This is a genomic window from Thalassotalea euphylliae, assembly GCF_003390395.1.
Classification (GTDB): domain Bacteria; phylum Pseudomonadota; class Gammaproteobacteria; order Enterobacterales; family Alteromonadaceae; genus Thalassotalea_F; species Thalassotalea_F euphylliae_C.
In genome coordinates this window covers 3,003,432-3,025,708 of the sequence record NZ_QUOV01000001.1, presented here as the reverse complement: position 1 = coordinate 3,025,708, position 22,277 = coordinate 3,003,432, and the positions used below count along the sequence as shown (strand labels likewise).

Sequence of the window (22,277 nt, the reverse complement as noted above, 5' to 3'; positions counted from 1 at the left end):
CACACAAGGCGCACATAAGGGGCATTATGTGTGAGTAGCATACCCGTTAGGCAACATTCACCTTGTTGTCCTGAAATTCGTCTTCAATCACGCATTGTGAGCCAAATCTAGCTAACTCGCCAAGATCATCAGTGGTTAACTCAGGGTTGTTAACACTGTCTGATAAGAGTTCAAATGCCTCTTGAAAATAGCTAGCAAGCGGCTCGAGAGATTTAATTTTTCTGTCAGAGCATACTAAACCTATTTCTGCTTTATCGCGGTAAGTCAGTAGCGTGATGTTAACGCCACCACCTGGCGTTAACACCGAGATTGGGTAAAAGTTATTAACGCGACTACCACCAAAGTAAAGGTCTTGTCTTGGGCCTGGTACATTGGAAATCAAAATGTTACCAATGGGGCGATGCAAATCTGACAGCTTTAACGCTTCAAAAACTAACGCAAACCCTTGAATTACAATAGTGTAAGCCGTCAGTGCTGCTGGGTTGATACGGCGTGCTACTTTTTTCACTATGCTGTGATTTTCAATAATTTGACGTAAGCGTCGATATGGGTCTTTTTGGCCATAAGCGAGCTGTACTGGCAAAATGGCAATTTTATTACCACCAGCGGCTTCTCCGGGGCGGCGCAAGTTGATCGGCATTTGCGTGATCAGTGGCCGACCAAATTGCTGACCATGATCTTTTAAGAATTTATGGACGCCGATATCAAAGCAACAAAGAAAGACTTCATTCACGGATGCTCTGAGTTGAATAGCCAACTTCTTGACCTCAGTAAAGTCCAAGTGGGTGGTAGCTACCACTCTGCCAGCTGTAACTTGACCTGTTAGCATGGTTTTAGTGCCTGCAAACGGAATTGGCATATAAACAGGGTTTATTCGCAAGATCTTCAGCAGTAAAAAGAAGGTAATAATGCCTAAGTTAACAACGGTCACTAAACTGAGCCAAAGTGCTTTGACCGCTACTGCAAATGGGTTTTGTGCCACTCTTGGCTTTGATTCTCGTGGTTTTGCCCAAAACGGAATAAACTCTTCGTCGGCACTTTTTGGATATGCAGCTTGTAACCAAGTGATCAGTGATGCGCCGTCGCCATACATATGATGAATTTTGAAGTAAATGGCAAACTCTTGACTGTCTGGTGCTTCAATAATATGCAGTTGCCACAACGGCTTATCACGATCAAGCATAGGCTCATGTAGCTTGGCGGTGAAATTGTGTAGCGCGACTTTGTCTTTGATATCCTCAACTTGATGAAACTTAACGTGGTACTCCATGTTAAGGCTGGTTACCGCTTTAAACCTAAGCGCGATATGGCCAAATGCAATAACCCGCTGATTATAAGGCGCAACCCCTTGATCGTGTTGCCGTAACTTATTGGCAAGCTGCTGACAATAATCGTCAGCCGCGCCTTCTGGCTTAGTTAATATTTGTAAACACGCGACGTGTTTAGGGTTATCAGTTGTCTCGGTGAGCCAAAACGAGCGATCTAGTAAGGATAATCTTTTTGCCATAATAACTTCCTCTTAGTTATGGGTTTACTACATGCTTTTTGTTTGCCAATTTACTTTTTGCTACATGCTTTTGTTTGCCAATTACTTTTTTACTAATTGCTATTTATTTGCCGATTAATCGTTGCCACCTTCATCATCGGTGCACTTGGCGCCAAACGAATGACAATAGCAGGTCAAGAAGTGGCGAGCTTCTCTAAAAAATTTTCGCCTTGCTGTTCATCACTAGAGTTTGCTGCCTGCCGACTTACCGCGGCAATGGCATCAGCGCGTTCTTGCTCATCTAGTGTTAAGTAAGGCGCAATCGCTTGATAAATCCAACCAAGACTTTGCAAACTGGCGTCTTCCATCGCCACGTCTTTGCTGGTTAAGTGAAAATAATTTTGCGATTGGGTGAAAATAAGTGTGATTAATTGCGTTAGCGATCGTCGCTGCTCAGGTGCGGCTTGGAGAATTTGCTGCTCTTGAAAATGATCGAGAATGGCGGCCACAGCCTGTTCTTTGCTTTTAAGTAGTTTATTGAAATTACGAGAAATCGCTGGATATTTCAGAATTAAATCGGTTGGATTGCGGTAGATGAATCGATAAATGTTACCGCTTTCTAATAATTGGTATAGGTAATAAAAGAAGCTTTCAATGGTGAGTTTGTCGCTACTGGGAGAAACTAATATTTTACTCGTTTTAGCGAGATAAATATCAAACAGCGCGCTGACAATCACTTCCTTACCACGGAAGTGGTAGTACAAATTGCCAGGACTAATATCCAACTCAAGCGCGATGTCGACACAGGTGACATTCGCTTCTCCCTGCTGGTTAAATAGCTCTAGGCTGGTCAGCAGAATTTTTTCTGCTGTTTTCATTGTTCTTTATCCATTATCAGAACCCCTATTTCATACTTATCCTAGTCAACGTCCTTTATTGAGCATAGGCTTACATTGTTATGTTGGCATAAAAATATACATCAGCTGTATTATGCCAGCTAAGCCACCTAGTACAGAGCCCGTGACAATCAATTTCCACTCGTCTTGCTTGTATGCCGGACGCAGCACATTTTCAAACTCTGCAGGAGACAACGACTGCATTTTCTCGCGTAAATCATCGCCAATATTGAGTGCCGAATCGGCGTAATCGTGCATATAAAGCAAGAATTTTTCTGAGCTATCAAAAATGCGTTTTACCGCGAGCGCCTTCATTTTGAAATAATTATCAGCACCTAAGCCAAGACCAATATAAGGTTGGCCGATAGCAACATAGCGTTCTATGGCGTCATTGACATGCAGTTCAACAAGCTCCCAAAGTTGCTCTGCGCCAGAGCCATATAGCACTGTACTGATTATGTTTTCCGAATTCATCAGTTTGCGCTCAATCAGATGTGAGTACACTTTAGCAACTTCATCTTGGCGCTTTAAAAACATGCCTTGCAGATTCCAAGGACCAACTTTTATAGGATCTTTAGGTTCAAAAATGATTTGTAGGGCGATCCAGTTAGTGAGGTAGCCGACCAGCAGCCCACCAAGCGGTAAAATCCACCAATCTTGGAAGAAGTACCAACACACCATGGTCGGAATGCCTAGCAGGAAACCAAAATACAAACCTGAGCGGATAATAAAAGGGAATTCTTTGTTGCCAGCGGTTAAAAATATTTCGTTGATAAGGGCAGGATGGGCGATTAGGTAATCAACGACTAATTCTTTGATATCGAGGATCTCGGTTGCGTTGTGTTGAAAATCTCTGACTAGCTTTTCAACCACATTGGGAATGTCTGCTTCAACACGAGCGTAGACTAAATTTTTGCCCTGTGCGGGTAGTGATGCCCAGACCTTAGGCGCTGATTCTTGCATCACATCATTGATGATTTTTCTCAGCACTTGCTTAAGGCGTCGCTCTATTGCTTGGCTAATTTTATCTGGCTCGAGACGAGAAACTAGGTCTTCAACACTCAGTAACTTACCAAGTAGTAAATCTACCGATATTTCCGCCATTTCTTTGCGTTTTTGCGGGATGAGGCCTTGCCAGCCAAGATAAGGTGCTTTGATGCCGACAAACTGAATGGGGTAAAACATCATTTTGACGGCGAGATAATTTGTAAGCCAACCAACAATCGCACTGACAATAGGGATTAATAATAGTAACTGGTGCTCAATGATCCATTCCATGCTTAAGTGCTGTACATCCTGACTCTGCGACTGCAAACATATTTAAAATACAAAGTAATACATAACCACTTCAGCCATGAAGTGTCAACGAAAAATATATTATATCCACTATTAGTATTGCAATTAAGGTAGGTTAATTTTATTCAACCATGATTTAAATCAATAAAAAACAATAGATTAAAAATAACTTTTCATAAAACAGTCGTTACATGCGAGTTTGATTAAGAGATTAAGTTAATTTAATGTTAATGGCTGATTTTTAAGCTTATTTATGTCGTATTAATGACATAAATAAGATTTATTTGTTTCAGTTACACACACGAAAGCCCTGATTACGCAGTAAAAATAACCAATATTAGGTGGTTATTTCTAGAAAATTCGCGTTTACTTCGGGGTAACTAACAAGCGGATGAGCGATATCGAATGAGTATTATGGCTAATAGAAAGTTAAACGAAGTTGAAGTTGCCATTGCAAACGCTAAAACCTACCAAGAATATAAAGAGGCCAGCCTAGAGCATGATCGACTATCTGGTGCTGATGAGTGGCGCGCAGAAGAGACGTGTAAGCTTTACGATTACAGCTTGATTCGCAAACGTGTTAATCGTATTCGTGATGCGAAAGCAAAAAAAGACTCAGCGGGATTAATGTTTATTTTGCATGAAGGTATTCATGGAAATTTAGGCAACATTGCCAACCCTGAGCTTAATCGCTTTGCGCGCATTGGCACTAAAGTCTTGATTGAAGAATTTTTGGATGAAGTATGCTCTGCGATGGAGTTTATTTTTAATGCCAAAGATGAAGAAGTCGACTTCTACGATAAACTGGCATTTTTTGAAGAAACCGCTCATGCCTACGGCCAAAGCTGCTTAATGTTAAGCGGTGGCGCCAGCTTAGGCTTCTTTCATGTCGGCGTTATTCGCACGCTAACTGAACACAATTTAATGCCCAATGTAATATCGGGGGCTAGTGCGGGTTCCATTATGGCGTCGCTAATCGCTACGCGTACCGATGATGAACTACTCGATATTTTAACCTCAGAGTCTATTTACGAGCGCTTTCATCAGTGGGGTGTCTGGCAGGGCTTTTTAAAAGATTCGCTGTTTGACAGTACGAACTTAGAAAACGCGTTAATTGAATTGTTCGATTTAACCACGTTTGAAGAAGCTTATTTAAAAACAGGGCGTCATGTAAGCGTTACGGTTTCACCTGCTGACTTGCATCAATATTCACGCTTATTAAATGCTCGTACGTCACCCAATGCGATTATCACCCAGGCTGTGCGTGCTTCTTGTGCCGTACCGTTTTTATTCTCACCAGTGCAATTAAAAGCAAAAAATCGCGCGGGTGAAATTGTGCCTTATATTCCTAATCGCAAGTTTGCCGACGGCTCGGTAATGGCAGATATGCCCTTTAATCGCTTGGCTCGTTTGTACGGTGTGAATCACAGTATTGTAAGCCAAATTAACCCGTTAGCAGTGCCATTTCTGCCGCGCACTAAGCAGCATAGTAAGGGGATTTTTGCGGTGACTAAGCGCCATGTCGCGAATATGGTTAAAACTAATAGTATTTACGCCTGTGACGTTGTTGAAAACATGGTTTCAGGTCGTACCGCTAAAATGGCAATCCACAAGGTGAGATCGGTTGTAGAGCAGCAGTACGTTGGTGATATTAATATTTTGCCAGGTCGTAAAATTGCCAACTTAAAGCACTTGCTTATGAACCCAACCGTGGAAAGCATAGACGCACTTACTCATATGGCAGAACGCGCGACATGGCGTCAATTGTCATTAATTGAGCGCAGCACGCGGATCAGCAAAACATTTAGAGGGTACCTAAACCAATTAAGAGAGCAGGAAAAGCTGCGCTTGCATTGGAGCCATCAAGGCGGTGAAAGGCCAAGCATGCCGCCGCAACCTTAACGTATGTCTTAATATGTTCCTAGACATGTGCCTTAATGTGCGCCCTTGTATGTGAACATTGTTACTTGCTAGCAAAATAGTCACTTTATTTTTTATAGCTGCTGTTCTGCTGGCAAGTAACGAAATTTCAAGTTTCGAATAAACTTCCCGCTAAATTAACTAGCTTGTTTTCAATTTCTGCTTGTAAATCAAGGAAGGTGCCTAGTAATGTGCACTCATAAATAACTGTGGTGGGAAATTGATTTTGAAGAAAGTTGAAGCGTTCTTAGTAAGCTCATTTACCGACAATGGAACGGGGGGAAACCCAGCTGGCGTAGTGTTGGGCGCAGATAACCTTACTGACGACGAAAAATTAAAAATCGCACAAGCTATCGGGTACTCAGAAACGGCATTTGTATCTCAAGGTGAAGAAGTCGATTTTGCACTGTCTTTTTTTACCGTCACTGGAGAAGTTGATTTTTGTGGTCACGCTACGTTGGCAGCATTCTCAACTTTGTATCAAGAAGGCATAGTCACTGAAGGGCGTTATTTGCAACGAACTAAAGCAGGTTTGCTTGCGGTAAACATAAAGGCAGATGGTCATATCGTCATGCAACAAAGCTTACCAGAATATCGCGGAACTCTTAGCTATCAGGTTATCTCTGAATTGATCGGAATTGATACGACAATACTTGAGTCAACTCTGTTACCAATCGAGATTGTTTCAACAGGCTTACCTGACATTATTGTAGCTTTGCCATATGGGTATCTCGATAAAATTGAAGTTAACGAGCCAATAACTAGTGACTTTTGTAAAAAGCATGAAGTCATTGGCATTCATGCCTTTGAATTATGTGACAAGACAAACACAGTGACTGCAAATTGTCGAAACTTTGCACCGCTTTATGGCATTTCGGAGGAGGCAGCGACAAGTAGTGCGAGTGGGGCATTAGCATGTTATTTAACTAAGTATCTTTCTGGCTCCCATGTTAATCGTTTTACCTTTGAACAGGGGCGACTTATGGGGCGAACGTCTAAAATTATAGCGTCAGTTGAGTCAAGTGAGCTAGGTGTTCAGAAGGTCAGTGTTGGTGGCTTTGCTGAAAAAATTGGCAGAAAGGAAATCACTCTTCATAAAGCAAAACAGGTGTTAGAAACAACCTAAGTAATATAATTTTCTAAATAACATCGCTTCCAGTGAAAAATGGAAGAAAAAAGAGGGGGATATTGGGCAATATTGCACTTGCTGATTAGCACAATATTTCAGTAAATTAATGCTGATTTACCCAAAACTGCACCCCATTGGCACTGAATGGTGACACTGTGAATGACCATAAATTTGCCATAATCGCTTGATTTTTAATCTAGTTACACAACTTACCGTAGTACATAGCTGCAGAACAAGTTTCGTTAGCATTTACTAAGCTTTCAAATAGCTCTCAAATCGCAAAGTGTTTACTATTCGGTAACTGGTTTAGCTTTTGCGGTTGAAGCTCGCGTTGTTCTTTTGGTTGTTGTTGCTTTTTTCGCAGTAGCTGGCTTTCTCGCGGTTGTTTTACGCGTTGTCGCTTTTGTTGCAGGTTCTGCATCAGCTTTTGTCGCAACAGCTTTTTTTGCTGGCGCAGGCGTTGCTTTTGCCGTTGCTGCTTTAGTTGTTGTTTTCGGTGCAGCGGTGACTTCTGCTAAACGAGCGTCGACCAGTTTAGTGATAGCTTCAGTCAAGGCATCAACTTTTGCTTCTAACTCAGCAAGTTTTGCATCAGCATCTGAATCAATACCTAGCTTGCTTTTTAAGCTCGCAATTTTTTCGTCAAGCTGGTTGTTGCTTTTAACTTTCTCTTTTAAATCCGATTCGATTTTTTCGCCGCTTTCAATCAAGTCATTTACAAACTTGTTGGTGTCGTCCAAGGTTACTGCCACTTTGTTGGAAATATATTCCCAGCCTTTGGCGTAACCGCCAACTGTAGCGTAAAGCGCTTGGCGACTCGCTTTTTCTAAATCCTTTATTTTGCTCATACTAGACTCCTAAAATGACAAGAACTGACAGCCTAGGCGGTCAGTTCTTAAACAAATTTACTTTTCAAGCTTACCTAACGCTTCTGTTAAGGTGTCAATTTTAGCTGAAAGCTCTTCGATTTTTTTGTTGGTGTCGTCGTTGTCTAAGCCTAACTTAGCACGTACTTCGCTAACGCGAGTTTCAACGTTTGTTTTAACGTTTTCTTTCTCGGTTTTGTACTTTTCTTTAGCGTCCGCTTCTAACTTCTCACCTTTTTCAACAAGTTCGTTGAACATTTTAGTTGCTTCAGTGTTTAGTTTTTCATATTGGCCTTGCGCTTCGTCAAAACCTTTACCGTATGCACCAATGCCAGCTAACCAGATTTTGCGAGCTAACTCTTCAGCTTGGTTTACTTTATCTTTAATTGTGTCGATTGTTGACATGATTTCTATCTCCTTGGTTGAGTACGATTGAGATAATAAAAAAGTAAATTAGAAAGCGCTGTCTAAAGCGCAAAAAAATGTTGAATAATTTAGGTTTGTTATTTTTAAACTAGTAAAAACAATAATTTAGTCGTTACTTCTGATTGCAGGTGAACTCAATAGTGCATAGTTAGTAGATTAGTTAAAAGAATTAACAAGTTAAATCAAACTGCAACCACTTTATTTGGGGTAGAATGCCGCGATTACCGTATTTAATGTACTTGTGACAAATTATGAAAATATTCTTCGATGAAAATATGCCGTTCGCACGTGAGTTTTTTTCCGAGCTTGGTGGCGAGCAACATCAACTGGTCCCATTTAAAGGCCGCGAGCTAAATGCTCAGCAGTTGATTGATGCGGATGTGTTACTTGTTCGCTCGATCACCAAAGTGAATGAGGCATTGCTTGCTGATGCCCAGCAATTAAAGTTTGTCGGTACTGCAACCATTGGCGTTGACCATGTTGATCAGAAATACTTAGCTGAGCGTGACATTAAGTTTTCATCGGCACCTGGCTGCAACGCTATTTCCGTTGCGGAATTTGTGATCAGTAGCTTGGTGGTGCTCGCCGAGCGCTACCAATTGTCATTATCTGATAAATCGGTTGGCATTGTCGGGGCTGGTAATACCGGCTCTAGGCTTACTGAAAAGCTTACTGCGTTGGGGATTCATTATAAGTTGTGCGATCCGCTATTGGCGGATGCTGGCGATAATCGCGAGTTTGTCTCATTAGACGAGGCGTTAGCCTGCGATATTGTGTCACTGCACGTGCCGCTGACTCGCAGTGGCGAACACCCAACCTTTCATTTGCTTGATGAAGCAAAATTGCATGCTTTTAACGAGCAGCAAATTCTTATTAACGCTTGTCGTGGTGAGGTGATTGATAACCAAGCGTTATTAGCACTCAAACAGCAAGGCCATGGGCTCACCTTAGTGATGGATGTTTGGGAAGGCGAGCCAAATGTGTTAACAGAACTTATCCCTTTTACTGATTTGGCAAGTGCCCATATTGCTGGTTATAGCTTAGAAGGAAAAGCTCGTGGTACACAAATGTTGTATCAGGCAGTATGTCAAATGCTACAAATTGAAGGTAATAAGCAGTTAGCCGACTTTTTACCTAAGCCAAATATCGGCAGTGTTAAATTAAATACAGATGGCAAAAGAAATCAGGAATTTGATGAAATATTGCTAAACCAGTTGGTAAAAATGGTATACGATGTCAGGCGTGACGATGGCATCTTTCGTCAACAACTCTCTCGCTTTGGCTTTGACCATATCCGAAAGAATTACCCAGTTCGTCGGGAATTTTCTTCGTTGGCAATTTCAGGCGAAAACAGCTCATTGAATACGCTGGTTCAACTGGGCTTTAATAGGCTGGCTGATAACGCCTAAAGATTAGTAAAAATAAGATAAACGTAAGATAGAGGAAGAAAAATAGCATGGCGCAAAAATATGATGTATGTGTACTTGGTGCAACGGGACTCGTGGGTAAAACCATTATTGAAATTCTTGAACAACGTGACTTTCCCGTAAACAAACTCTATCCACTTGCGAGTGCGCGCTCTGCTGGTCAGTTTATTGAATTTAACGGTGAAAGCATTGAAGTGCTTGATGCTGACAATTTTGATTGGAGCCAAGCGCAAATTGGTTTCTTCTCAGCAGGTGGTGCTACGTCAGCAAAATATGCCCCAATGGCAGGCGATGCAGGCTGTATCGTGATTGATAACACGTCAGAATTTCGTTACGAGCCAGACATTCCGTTAGTTGTACCAGAAGTAAACCCTGGTGCACTAGCTGATTACCGCAATCGCAATATTATTGCTAACCCGAACTGTTCAACCATTCAGATGATGGTGGCGTTAAAACCAATTCAAGACGCTGTTGGTATTGATCGTATCAATGTTTGTACTTATCAATCAGTTTCTGGTGCTGGTAAGGAAGCAATGGATGAGTTAGCTAAGCAATGTGCTGACCTGTTAAGTGGTAAGCCGGTTGAAAGTAAAAGCTTCTCACGTCAAATTGCCTTTAACGTGATCCCGCAAATTGATGTGTTCCAAGATAATGGTTACACCAAAGAAGAAATGAAAATGGTGTGGGAGACTAAAAAGATTTTTGGTGATGAAAATATTTTGGTTAACCCAACCGCTGTACGTGTACCAGTATTCTATGGCCATGCCGAAGCTATTCATATTGAAACGCGCACACAAACTTCAACTGAAGAAGTAAAAGCTTTGTTAAGCCAAGCTCCGGGTGTGGTGTTATGTGAAGACGATCAAGACTTCCCAACACAAATTGGTGATGCGAGCGGCAAAGACGAAACTTTTGTTGGCCGTATTCGCGAAGATATTAGCCACCCGAATGGTATTAACTTATGGGTTGTGGCAGACAATGTGCGCAAAGGGGCGGCAACAAACAGTATTCAAATTGCTGAGTTATTAATTAAAGAATACTTGTAATACACATTATAAAAATTCGTAAAGAAATAGAGGGGTTAGCCGTTAACATTAGCGGTTAACCCTTTTTTTGTTGCCGTTTATTTACACTGTTCTTGGCAGAAAGTGATTAATTTCTTGATCAAGGACAGGGTTTTACCGCTTGCTACGCATATCTATTTATCGCTAGCATGGACGTTAGCCGAGACTTGGAATAAACTTTGCTTTGCTCTAGCTGGGTGTAACCGCCAGTTTTTTGGCAATTTATTAGAATAATTAGGAAAGACTTAATGCTGCGCTTACTTAGCCTGTGCTTATTGCAGGTGTTAATCGTTGGACTTTTATTGGCGAGTACGCCTTCGGTTTCAGCACAAGATGCCGGAATTCGAATTCGCGGGCCCAAAAGCACAGATGTTTTTCCTCATGACCGCTATGGTCCTATAACTAGCAGCGATACACTATGGAAAATCGCGTTAGCGATCCGACCAGACCCTTCAGTGACGGTTTATCAAGTCATGCAAGCCTTGTATGAGATGAACCCAAATGCCTTTGCCGATAACAACCGTAACCACTTAATTAATGGCCAGTATTTACTAGTTCCACCCATTGAAAAAATTCGTCTGATTGACCCTTATATCGCCAAAAATAGTGCGGTAAGCGACGACAAAAAGTGGCAAGGAAAAATTGCCAAAAAAGCTGAGCCAGTGGTGCCAATCAAACCGGAAGAATTGGTTGTTAAAAAGAAAGACCTAGACGCAGCTAAAGGCGAAATTAATCAACAACTACAAACCTATGACACCGAGCAGCGTCAAAAACTCGATACTATTCAACGTGATGTTTTAGACTCGATTGATGGCCTTCAAGCGATTTTACAAGAAAATGAGGCGCTGCGTCAGCGACTTGCTAACTTCAACGACCAATTAACCTTAATGCAAGGTGAAGTGGCAAAAGGGCAAGAAGTTAAGGCGCAAATGGACAGTATGCTGCAGCTGCAAAAAGAGTTGTTAGCAAAAGCTGAAGAGCGCGAACGCCAATTGTTGCTAGAAAAGCAGCAAGCCGAGCTTGAGCAGCAAAATTGGATGTCGAGCTTGTGGTTCAAAGTGCTAATGGGTACTTTGCCAGCGCTATTAATCGCTGGCGTAATTGCCTTCTTTATTGGCCGCAAAAAGCAAGCAAAAGAACAGCCAGTGGAAGAAATGACGCTGGAAAAACCAGCAACGCCACCAGAAGCTCCAGCGCAAGAAGTGGCAAGTGAAGCAATAGAGGAAGACTTATCGCTTGATGGCGAGCTGTCGCTTGATGATGAGCTTTCCATTGATCTAACTGAGTCGGACGATGAAACAGATGATTTATTCTCTGATGATATCGACGATCTTGGTGATGACTTGCTTGATGATGATTTAAGCGATGAAGTTATTCATTTAGACGATGAGCTAGATGAACTAGATGACCTAGAAGATATTTCGCTTGATGATGACTTGGATAAAGTTGAAGAAGAAAGTGAGCCGCTAGAAAGTGGTGAGCTCGATCAAAGCATGCTAGATGATCTGCTTTCGGGTGATGACACTAGCGAGGACGGCGACGCAGATAGTAAGGCAGAAGAGGAAGGTGAGGCACTTGATGGTGGTCAATTAGATCAAAGTGACCTTGACGATCTGCTTTCGGGGCTTGGCGCTGATGATGAAAGCTCAGCTGAAGATGAAGCTGACGATCTAGTTGCTCTAGAAGAAGGTAGTGAGCCGTTAGCTGATGGTGAACTGGGACAAGATGATCTTGACGCATTACTTTCTGGTGCTACTGATGATGTTGCTGATGCCGATGCACCTGCTACGACCGAGGCAACCGAAGCAAGTGCCGCTGATGAGATTCCAGACGGCGCTGATGTTACCGACCCAGACGATATTGATGCGCTATTAGATAGTATTAATGACGATGCACCAGCTGCCCCAGAAGCAACCGAAGCAAGTGCTGCTGATGAGATTCCAGATGGCGCTGATGTTACCGACCCTGATGATATTGATGCGCTTTTAGATAGTATCGGTGACGGTGCACCAGCTACGCCGGAGGCAAGTGCTGCTGATGAGATTCCAGATGGCGCTGATGTTACCGACCCAGACGATATTGATGCGCTTTTAGATAGTATTAATGACGATGCTCCAGCTGCCCCAGAAGCAATCGAAGCAAGTGCCGCTGATGAGATTCCAGATGGCGCTGATGTTACCGATCCTGATGATATTGATGCACTTTTAGATAGCATTAATGGTGATACACCAGCTGCGCCCGAGGCAAGTGCTGCTGATGAGATTCCAGACGGCGCTGATGTTACCGACCCAGATGATATTGATGCGTTACTTGATAGCATAAACAGCGATAGTCTTGATGGTGATACACCAGACAAGCCAGAAGCGACTGAGGCAAGTGCTGCAGATGAAATTCCTGATGGCGCTGATGTTACCGACCCTGACGATATTGATTCACTTTTAGATAGTATTAATGGCGATACACTAGCTGCGCCAGAAGCAACCGAAGCAAGTGCAGCTGATGAGATTCCAGATGGCGCTGATGTTACCGACCCTGACGATATTGATGCACTTTTAGATAGAATTAATGGCGATGCACCAGCTGCGCCAGAAGCAACCGAAGCAAATGCTGCTGATGAGATTCCAGATGGCGCTGATGTTACCGACCCTGACGATATTGATGCACTTTTAGACAGCATTAATGGCGACAGTGAGACTCAGCAAGTATCACAAGTTGATGACAGTGATATGGAGATCACCGATCCGGACGATATTGACGCATTGCTTAACAGTATTAACGGTGAAACGGGTGATAGTGGTGCAGACTCTGATGCTGGCGACGCTGAATTAGCGGCCGATCAACTGGCAGAAAATATTGATGTAAACGATGCTGCTGATATCGACCAATTGTTAGATTCAGATGAAGAAGAGCTATCTGAACATCACGCGCAAATAGAGGCATTTACCGAAGAGTATGTAGCACCATTTTTAAATGCTGACTTTAGCGACATGCTTGGTGATGATACTGATGCTGGTATTGCTACTGAAAGTCAAGCTGATGCTATGTCGGAGCCTACTGCTACTAATAACACGGCAGATGAAGCTCAACCAGAGGTGACAGAGCCAGAGCCTGAAGTGCAAGCTGAAGCAGACGAAGTTTCAGATGAAATGTCAGATGACATTGATATCGACAACCTCATTGCCGATGTTCAGGCGGATCTTGATGAAGAACAAGCTGAAGATGAGCTAGATATTGGTGATGACTTGTTATCAGGTATTGAAACCAGTGATTTAGCGGCAGAAACTGAGCGTTCTGATTTAGATGCAGAGCTTGAAGCAGCTACTGATGACTTGCTGGAAATAGAAAATACTGAAGTATTGCAAGATAGCCAAGATGATATAACTGCGGATTTAGCAACTGATTTTGATGAATCAACCCTGTCAGAATTGCTTAATGACGAAAAAGACGTTGATGCGACGGTAGAACTATCGCCGGACTTTACTGACAGCAATGTACTTGCCGATTTGTTAGCTGAAGGCGAAGCTGAACGAGAAGAAGTCACAGAAGCGAATGAAATAGAAGATATTCAAGAGCTTGATAGCTTAGACTTTGATGAACTACTGGCCAATATTGAAGAAGAGTCAACATCATCTGATGACGACAGTGGCTTTGATTTATCTGATGAGTTAGATATTGGCGATGAACTTGTGATTGAAGAGAGCTCAGCACATGATAACCCGTTAGCAAATGAGCTGGAGAATGAGTTAGAAATTGATCTGCTTGATGATACAAGTCAAACGTCACAATCAAATGAAAATAAGGACGATGACTTTGTTTCCGTTGATTCTCTGTTATCTGACAGCTTGCAGCCAAGCTCGAGTGAGCCATATCAAAAAACTAATATCGACGTTGGCTTAAATGAATTCCCCGAATTTACCAACGACGTAAATGATATTGACGTTGATGATGACGATAACGGAATTGCCGCTAAATTAGATCTCGCTAAGGTCTATTTAGAAATTGGCGACAATGAAAATGCAGAAGTCATCCTAATGGATGTCGTTGATAACGGTGATGCTCAACAGCAATACGAGGCACAGCAATTGTTGGAAAACCTCAAATAATGGGCTAACCGCTGATTAATGCTATTTAGTGCGGACAGCCAACGAAAAGAAGTCGCTCAATAAAAAGCGACTTTTTTATGTCTTTGGCAAAGGGTTATCCGCTATGGCAATCAGCTTTTAAATCTAGGATAATGCGCGCCAAATTATTTGGAGGCAAGTATGCGGTACGCGCTCGGTATAGAATACGACGGCACAAAATATTGTGGTTGGCAAAAACAGAATCACTCACCTAGTGTGCAAGAAACACTAGAAAAAGCGTTGTCACGTATCGCCGATGAACCAATAGAAGTCGTTTGCGCAGGTCGCACCGATACCGGGGTTAATGCCACCAATCAAGTGATTCATTTTGATACAAGCAAAACTCGAAAAGATGTTGCTTGGACGCTCGGGGTGAACACTAACTTACCAAAAGATATCGCTGTGCGTTGGGTTAAAGCGGTCGATGAAGATTTTCATGCCAGATTTAGCGCAACCGCGAGACGCTATCGCTATGTCATCAATAATTCGCCATTTAGACCTGCAATTCTTTCAACCGGTGTTACCTTTTGTCACCATCCGTTGGATGAAAAAGCGATGCATCAAGCGGCGCAAGTATTGGTTGGCGAGAATGACTTTACTTCGTTCCGCACTGTACATTGTCAAGCCAATTCACCCGTGCGTACTCTGTACCATTGCAATGTTACGCGGGTCGGTGATTTTCTGGTGTTAGACGTAAAAGGCAATGCATTTCTGCATCATATGATCCGCAATATTGCCGGTAGTTTAATGCGTGTCGGTCGCGGCTTAGAAACCATTGATTGGATAGCAGAAGTGCTGGCGGCTAAAAATCGTTGTGTCGCTGGCATGACGGCAAATGCTGGTGGCTTATACTTTGTGGACGTGGATTATCCTGAGCAGTTTGCTATTCCAAAGCGCCCACTTGGGCCACTCTTTTTGCCAGATTAACCATATCCACTAATACTTGCTGGGCTATTACTTACGGGACTGCTTGCTGGCGAGCACTTAAAGCGAGCTTTATTGGCACAGTAAAGCATATTCAAGCGTTAGCTAGGATAAAAACCGCTATTTGTCTAACAAACCAGACCAGTTTTTTATAACTATCTGCATGATTCTATGGTTTAATCCTGCGATTCACTAGTTATTTATAGGCGCTTGGTGCAAAATTGGTTAACTATCGGTTAACTCAGCATAGGCAAACTGCCGTGCGACCAACCGTCCTGATTTCATTGCAATAGGCACAGTTAATTTATGAGCTGGATAGAAAAGATTCTCCCAAAAGCAAAGGGAACACAAAAAAGAAACATTCCAGAAGGCGTGTGGACAAAATGTAGTGCTTGTAACGCCGTACTGTATAAAGCTGAAGTAGAGCGTCAGCAGTTTGTTTGTCCAAAGTGTGATCACCATATGCGCATCTCGGCGCGCAAACGCATTGAAAGCTTCCTCGACCAAGGCGAGCGCGTTGAAATTGGTGCAGAGCTAGAGCCACAAGATATTCTTAAGTTTAAAGACTCTAAGCGTTATAAAGATCGTATTTCATCGGCGCAAAAATCAACAGGTGAGAAAGATGCATTAGTGGTCATGCGTGGTGAGCTTAATGGCATGCCTGTCGTTGCTGCCGCATTTGAATTCTCTTTCCTTGGCGGCTCAATGGCATCCGTTGTTGGTGCTCGTTTTGTGCAAGCAGCAGAGTACTGTTTAGAGCACAATCTGCCGCTGATTTGTTTTTCTGCCAGTGGCGGCGCACGTATGCAAGAGGCATTGTTCTCGTTAATGCAGATGGCGAAAACCAGTGCCGCATTGGCCAAAATGAGCGAGAAAGGCTTACCTTATGTGTCTGTACTGACTGACCCAACCATGGGCGGTGTATCGGCAAGTTTAGCAATGCTAGGCGATATTAATGTTGCTGAGCCGAAAGCACTAATTGGTTTTGCAGGCCCGCGTGTTATCGAACAAACGGTACGCGAAAAGCTACCTGAGGGATTCCAACGCAGCGAATTCTTATTGGAGAAGGGCGCGATTGACATGATTGTTGATCGCCGTGAAATGCGTGCAACTTTGGGCCGTATGTTGGCGAAATTTACGGGGCAGCCAAGCCTTGAACAAGCTGATAGTAGCTCTGTAGAGCAGCCTAAAATTGAAGAGCCGGAAGCTGAGTAACTCGTAGTTTTACAAAAACTGTTTTGCTAACGCTTTTTGCTAACGCTTTTTGCTAACACAATTATACTAAATAGCTGATTTGCTCTGTAGCTTGATTCAACTTGCCAGCAGGGCATGCTAAGGTAGCGGTATTGAAATACCTCAGATATTAATAGCCTTAACAAATGAGCGAAAACACATCTGAAAGCCATTGTGATAACTGGTCGTTGTCACAATGGCTTTGTTATTTAGAAACCATTCACAACCAAGAGATAGATCTTGGACTTGACCGTATTAGCCAAGTAGCTGAGCGCCTCAACATCGATTTAAGCTTCGCCAAAGTGATCACCGTTGCTGGCACCAATGGCAAAGGAACCACTTGCGCCTTTATCGAGAACTATTTACTGAGTCTGCAACAGCAAGTCGCCGTATACTCTTCACCCCATATAGAGCGCTTTAATGAGCGTTTGCGCATCAATAAATTCGATGTTGACGATCAACCTTGGATCGCAGCATTAACCGCGGTGGAGCAAGCACGCGCGGAAATTTCCCTCACTTACTATGAGTTTACCACTTTAGCGGGCTTGCTTATTTTGCAGCAACAACAGCCAAGTTACATTATTTTGGAAGTGGGTTTAGGTGGTCGTCTTGATGCGACTAACATGATAGATGCCGATATTGCTGTGGTGACTTCTGTAGATTTAGACCATCAAGCATTTTTGGGGAACACACGCGAAGCCATTGGCTTTGAAAAAGCGGGCATTTTCCGCAGCAATAAACCTGCGATTGTTGGTGAGCCTGATATGCCTGTATCCGTGGCTAAGCATGCCGAGGATATTGGCGCTGAGCTACTTGCCCGAGGTGTAGCGTTTGATATCAGCAAACAGGAAAACTGCTGGCGATGGCAGCAAATTAGCGCTGACAGCGTTTATGACGACCTGCAATTACCACATATTCCGCTAGATAATGTTGCGACAGGGCTAATGGTGCTGACAGAGCTAAATGTCGAGCTTAATGTTGGGCGGATCAATCAAGTTATCGCACAAACCAAAGTGGCAGGGCGTACAGAGGTGTTTAAGGGCAAGGAGGATGATGATTTCAAAGGCGATATTATGCTTGATGTCGCGCATAACCCTCACGCGGCAAAACATCTAGCGCAAACGATTAACCGCCTTGGTTATCGCAAAGTACATGCTGTCGTTGGTATGCTAAAAGATAAAGATATCAGTGCAACACTAGCAGAGCTGACCACAAGTGTTGATGCTTGGTACTTTGCGTCATTGTCTGGCCCACGAGCAGCAAGCACTCAAGAAATCAACAGCTTAGTTGATGAACTTGCGCTAACAGGTAATTGTTTTGACAATGTTGAACATGCCTTTACAATGGCAAAAAACGAGGCTAATGCTGATGAGTTGGTATTAGTGTTTGGTTCCTTTTTTACTGTTGCTGAAATAAGGCCATCATTGGTTGGTTAAATCGAAGCAGTGGTGATTGATTAAAAGCAGACAATCGATAAGAGTTGTTGAATTAGCCAGAGGAGTTGCGCTTGTCTACCCCGTTTCAAAATAGATTGGTTGGCACGATAATCGTTGCAGCAGCACTGATCATTTTCTTGCCGGATATTCTTGATGGTGAGAAAGAAAGCTATCAGGCTGATTTTGAGGCGATCCCGCAAGCGCCAAAATTTGAGGGTGCAATAGCACATAAAGCCTTCCCTGAAGAAAAACTGGCTGCAATCCCTAAGCCGAATATTAGCGATGAAGAGCCGATAGATGAGCAGCTAGTAACCCAGGCAACCCTAGATACAGCCAATACCGAGCAAGCGATTAACGGCATTGAGAGTGATTCAAATACGTCGCAGGTTAGTAAGAACAACACAACGGTAGCAACGCCCGCCAAGAAAGAAGCTAAGATTGCGATGAATGCCTCGGCAGTATCTAAAGAAATGCCTAAATCAACGCCTAAATTGCCACCTGTGAAGAAAGACCAGTACGCATGGGTGATTCACTTGGGTAGCTTTAAACATAAAAAGAATGTCGACGATTTAATGGCAAAACTAAAAGGTGCTGGTTACAACGCCTTTACCCAGCCAATTAAAACGCAAAAAGGTACATTAACGAAAGTGATTATTGGCCCTAACTTGCACAAAGCAGAGCTTGAAAAAGCCATCCCTAAGTTGAAAAGCTTAACCAGCGTGCAAGGCAGAATTGCCAAATTTAAAGTGACTAAATAACCTTAGAATTGGATGACTAATGTGCTTCTAGCTGCTATTTTTACTGCTGTCAGCGTTAAATTTACTTGCAATAGGCTAGCTATTGACGCGCAAATTTTCCTTGATATCAGCAAAAATTTCTCGCTAGAAGGAAATGATAAATTTAAGTGTATGCTTTTATTGATGACACACTATTTTTTATCCAAACATAAGGTTAAATAAATAAAAATATATTATCACTGGTGTTCATCTGTTAGAATGCGCGCCACTAATTTCTTGAGATTACTCAGCATATGGTTTGGATAGACTATGCCATTCTAGCTATTATTGGCATATCAACCTTAATTAGTTTGGTTCGTGGATTTGTTAAAGAAGCGATCTCACTTGTGGTATGGATTGGCGCCTTCTTTATCGCCAGCTCTTTTTATCCTAACCTCGCTGCCTTACTCACTAATATCTCTGAACACCTCCTGCGCAACGCCGCAGCTATCGCTATTCTCTTTATTTCCACCTTAATTCTTGGTGCCTTAGTCAATTATGTTGTTAGTCAGCTGGTGCAAAAAACTGGTTTGTCTGGTACTGATCGCGTGCTTGGCTTGGCATTTGGTGGATTGCGAGGGGTGTTAATTGTCAGTGCCTTGTTGTTCTTTATGGACGCATTTACGGCTTCGTCGTCTACGCCGTGGTGGCAAAGTTCGACCCTGATCCCAGAGTTTACCTTAGTGATAGAGTGGTTTTTTGAGTACCTCAAGCAATCTTCAAGTTTTTTAACTTAATTCACTTGGTAAAACACACTCGTCGGAGAACAGGTTTATGTGTGGTATTGTTGGTATAGTTGGTAATTCAGCTGTCAATCAGTCTTTATATGATGGGTTAACGGTGTTGCAGCATCGGGGACAGGATGCTGCTGGTATTGTCACCATTAATGACAATATGTTTCGTTTACGAAAAGCAAATGGGTTGGTCAAGGATGTGTTTCACACACGGCATATGCACCGACTCCAAGGCAACATCGGCATCGGGCATATTCGCTACCCCACCGCAGGCACTTCAAGTTCCTCAGAAGCCCAACCCTTTTATGCTAACTCTCCCTTCGGCATTGCTCTTGCCCACAACGGTAACCTCACCAACTTTGACGAACTAAAAACTTGGCTATTTGAAACCGCTCGCCGCCACGTTAACACCACTTCAGATTCAGAATTACTACTTAACATTCTAGGCCATGAATTAGCGCAAACTCAGGCGTTAAAATTAACCCCTGAAGATATTTTCCAAGCGGTCAACAATGTTCACAAACGAATTCGTGGTGCATACGCGACAGTGGCATTGATCATTGGCCACGGCATGGTGGCATTTCGCGACCCTAACGGTATTCGTCCATTGGTCTTTGGTAAGCGTGAAACTGAGCAGGGTGTTGAGTACATGGTTGCCTCAGAATCAGTAGCATTAGATGCTTGTGATTTTGAGTTTGTTCGCGACGTTGCACCAGGTGAAGCGATTTACTTTACCGAAGACGGTAAAATGTATAGCCAGCAATGTGCGGACGCACCAACTTATAGCCCATGTATTTTTGAGTTTGTCTATTTTGCCCGCCCAGATTCAACCATTGATAAAATGTCGGTTTATGCAACCCGCGTTGAAATGGGCAAAAAGCTGGGTGAAAAAATTGCCCGTGAATGGGACGATCTTGATGTTGATGTGGTTATTCCGATCCCTGAAACCTCATGTGATATCGCCCTGCAAATTGCCCAGCAACTTGATATCCCATATCGCCAAGGCTTTGTGAAAAACCGCTATATCGGTCGTACCTTTATTATGCCTGGCCAAGAAATGCGTAAAAAATCTGTCCGCCAAAAGCTCAACGCTATTAGTGCTGAATTTAAAGGCAAAAATGTCTTATTGGTAGATGACTCTGTAGTACGTGGTACAACGTCAGAGCAAATTATTGAAATGGCACGTGCTGCTGGTGCTAAGAAGGTTTACTTTGCTTCAGCTGCCCCTGAAATTCGTTTCCCGAATGTTTACGGTATTGATATGCCAAGTGCCAATGAGTTGATTGCTCATGGTCGTGAAGTGGACGATATTTGTCAGCTTATCGGCGCTGACGAGCTGATCTTCCAAGATATTGAAGACTTGGTCGCGGCTGCCCGTACTTTTAATCCAGAAGTAAAACGTTTTGAGACCTCAGTATTCGATGGTAAGTATATTACCAATGATATTGACCAAGGCTATTTGGAAAAGTTAGATGCGGCGCGCAATAACGAAAGCAAAGAGCAAACGGATAAAAACGCCGATTCAATTATTGATCTTCATAACGAAGGTGCGTAGCACTCTATGGTGTGAAATTTAGAAAAAGCGGCCCATTTTTGGGCCGTTTTAGCATCGGCCTATATGGTGTTTATGTTACGTGTGGGCAATCACTTATCCCACATATATGATACTATTTAAATATGGCGAGAATTTTGCTTGACCAAATGGTTAAGAAAGCAAGAGCAATAACGCTACATTTTAAAAAGAAAAGAGAATACAAAGCTAATAATGACAATTCGAGAAAAGCAAAATAAAAAGGAAGTTACTCGATTAAAGAATCAGCAGCTAATTCTCGCTGCTGCAGAAAAACTGTTTTCGCAATCGGGTTACGACGGTGCCAGCATGAGCATGATTGCCAGCGAAGCAGGGGTAGCCAAAGCCAATGTGCTTTATTACTTTAAAAATAAAGACAATCTTTATGAAGAAGTGCTCAATGGCATTATTGAAACCTGGAATATCGGCTTAGATAACGCCAGCGTTGATGATGACCCGGCGCAAGTGCTGTATCACTATATTCGCAGTAAAATTGCCTTATCGATTCATCAACCCATGCAGTCTCGTTTGTTCGCTTCAGAGATCCTTCGTGGCGCTCCTTGTTTGCAAGACTACATGCGAGATAAAAACCGCCCTTGGTTCCGTGCTAAGTGTCAGCTTTTTCAAGCATGGATAGATGCCGGTAAAATGCAGGCAGTTAACCCCGTACATTTATTGTTTACCATCTGGGCAAGCACACAATATTATGCCGACTTCCAAGCAGAGGTTTTGCTGTTGCAAAACAAGCTTGAATACGAAGAAAGTGATATTGATGAGATAACCGCTTCTGTCGCCAAAATCATTATTAACGGCATTGGTTTAGCAATGCCTGACTCGGTATAAAAATTCAACAAATTCAAAAAAAAATGCAAAAGCGCCACTAGTGGGCGCTTTATGATTTTAGTTGCTCATATAGCCTTTTCCCTCATAAATCAAATCCTCTTGTGACCTATACGCTAGGCATTACTCTTAA

The 22,277-nt window shown here is 42.8% G+C and carries 17 protein-coding genes; 12 read left to right on the top strand and 5 right to left on the bottom strand.

The features are described from left to right. Window positions 1-46 precede the first annotated feature (46 nt). The 3 genes from DXX92_RS13370 to DXX92_RS13360 all read right to left on the bottom strand — a co-directional run bounded on the left by DXX92_RS13370 (window position 47) and on the right by DXX92_RS13360 (window position 3,660). Entirely contained in the window at window positions 47-1,507 is a 1,461-nt protein-coding gene (locus tag DXX92_RS13370) for a wax ester/triacylglycerol synthase domain-containing protein (RefSeq protein WP_116000897.1), read from the bottom strand. 173 nt (window positions 1,508-1,680) lie between these two features. Then, on the bottom strand, window positions 1,681-2,364 hold the full coding sequence (locus DXX92_RS13365; protein WP_116000896.1) for a TetR/AcrR family transcriptional regulator: 684 nt from the start codon (window positions 2,362-2,364) through the stop codon (window positions 1,681-1,683). Between the two features lie 78 nt (window positions 2,365-2,442). Beyond that, window positions 2,443-3,660, bottom strand: coding sequence for a DUF445 domain-containing protein (locus DXX92_RS13360; RefSeq protein ID WP_116000895.1), 1,218 nt, complete (start codon window positions 3,658-3,660; stop codon window positions 2,443-2,445). Between the two features lie 432 nt (window positions 3,661-4,092). Between DXX92_RS13360 and DXX92_RS13355 the strand changes: the two genes are divergently transcribed. Both DXX92_RS13355 and DXX92_RS13350 read left to right on the top strand, forming a co-directional pair. After that, window positions 4,093-5,580: a DUF3336 domain-containing protein gene (locus DXX92_RS13355; RefSeq protein WP_116002430.1), complete on the top strand. Its 1,488-nt coding sequence runs from the start codon at window positions 4,093-4,095 to the stop codon at window positions 5,578-5,580. 244 nt (window positions 5,581-5,824) lie between these two features. Then, window positions 5,825-6,724 (top strand): PhzF family phenazine biosynthesis protein, encoded by a 900-nt coding sequence (locus tag DXX92_RS13350; RefSeq protein ID WP_116000894.1) that lies wholly within the window; start codon window positions 5,825-5,827, stop codon window positions 6,722-6,724. A 293-nt stretch (window positions 6,725-7,017) separates the two neighbouring features. On the opposite strand, the gene DXX92_RS13345 is transcribed toward DXX92_RS13350, so the two are convergent. Continuing rightward, window positions 7,018-7,575, bottom strand: a complete 558-nt coding sequence (locus tag DXX92_RS13345) for a hypothetical protein (RefSeq protein WP_116000893.1) — start codon at window positions 7,573-7,575, stop codon at window positions 7,018-7,020. 57 nt (window positions 7,576-7,632) lie between these two features. Continuing rightward, window positions 7,633-7,998, bottom strand: a complete 366-nt coding sequence (locus DXX92_RS13340) for a phasin family protein (RefSeq protein WP_116000892.1) — start codon at window positions 7,996-7,998, stop codon at window positions 7,633-7,635. Window positions 7,999-8,270: 272 nt separating this feature from the next. Between DXX92_RS13340 and DXX92_RS13335 the strand changes: the two genes are divergently transcribed. From DXX92_RS13335 to DXX92_RS13285, 10 genes are all read left to right on the top strand, one after another. Then, window positions 8,271-9,428 (top strand): 4-phosphoerythronate dehydrogenase, encoded by a 1,158-nt coding sequence (locus DXX92_RS13335; protein WP_116000891.1) that lies wholly within the window; start codon window positions 8,271-8,273, stop codon window positions 9,426-9,428. Between the two features lie 47 nt (window positions 9,429-9,475). Beyond that, the gene (locus DXX92_RS13330) at window positions 9,476-10,492 is read left to right on the top strand and encodes an aspartate-semialdehyde dehydrogenase (protein WP_116000890.1); all 1,017 of its coding nucleotides are present in this window, start codon (window positions 9,476-9,478) and stop codon (window positions 10,490-10,492) included. A 266-nt stretch (window positions 10,493-10,758) separates the two neighbouring features. After that, on the top strand, window positions 10,759-14,613 hold the full coding sequence (locus tag DXX92_RS13325) for a FimV/HubP family polar landmark protein (protein ID WP_116000889.1): 3,855 nt from the start codon (window positions 10,759-10,761) through the stop codon (window positions 14,611-14,613). Between the two features lie 159 nt (window positions 14,614-14,772). Next, window positions 14,773-15,558: a tRNA pseudouridine(38-40) synthase TruA gene (gene truA / locus DXX92_RS13320; RefSeq protein WP_116000888.1), complete on the top strand. Its 786-nt coding sequence runs from the start codon at window positions 14,773-14,775 to the stop codon at window positions 15,556-15,558. A gap of 303 nt (window positions 15,559-15,861) precedes the next feature. After that, the gene (gene accD, locus DXX92_RS13315; RefSeq protein WP_116000887.1) at window positions 15,862-16,770 is read left to right on the top strand and encodes an acetyl-CoA carboxylase, carboxyltransferase subunit beta; all 909 of its coding nucleotides are present in this window, start codon (window positions 15,862-15,864) and stop codon (window positions 16,768-16,770) included. 164 nt (window positions 16,771-16,934) lie between these two features. Further along, a complete protein-coding gene (gene folC, locus DXX92_RS13310) occupies window positions 16,935-18,224 on the top strand; it encodes a bifunctional tetrahydrofolate synthase/dihydrofolate synthase (RefSeq protein WP_116000886.1) in 1,290 nt (429 codons plus the stop codon). Window positions 18,225-18,295: 71 nt separating this feature from the next. Beyond that, a complete protein-coding gene (locus tag DXX92_RS13305; protein WP_116002429.1) occupies window positions 18,296-18,982 on the top strand; it encodes an SPOR domain-containing protein in 687 nt (228 codons plus the stop codon). Window positions 18,983-19,254: 272 nt separating this feature from the next. After that, on the top strand, window positions 19,255-19,737 hold the full coding sequence (locus DXX92_RS13295; protein WP_116000884.1) for a CvpA family protein: 483 nt from the start codon (window positions 19,255-19,257) through the stop codon (window positions 19,735-19,737). Between the two features lie 37 nt (window positions 19,738-19,774). Beyond that, window positions 19,775-21,289, top strand: a complete 1,515-nt coding sequence (gene purF / locus DXX92_RS13290; protein ID WP_116000883.1) for an amidophosphoribosyltransferase — start codon at window positions 19,775-19,777, stop codon at window positions 21,287-21,289. A 210-nt stretch (window positions 21,290-21,499) separates the two neighbouring features. Continuing rightward, window positions 21,500-22,147 carry a TetR/AcrR family transcriptional regulator gene (locus DXX92_RS13285; RefSeq protein ID WP_116000882.1) on the top strand — a complete coding sequence of 216 codons (648 nt, stop codon included), beginning with the start codon at window positions 21,500-21,502 and terminating at the stop codon, window positions 22,145-22,147. Window positions 22,148-22,277: the final 130 nt, after the last annotated feature.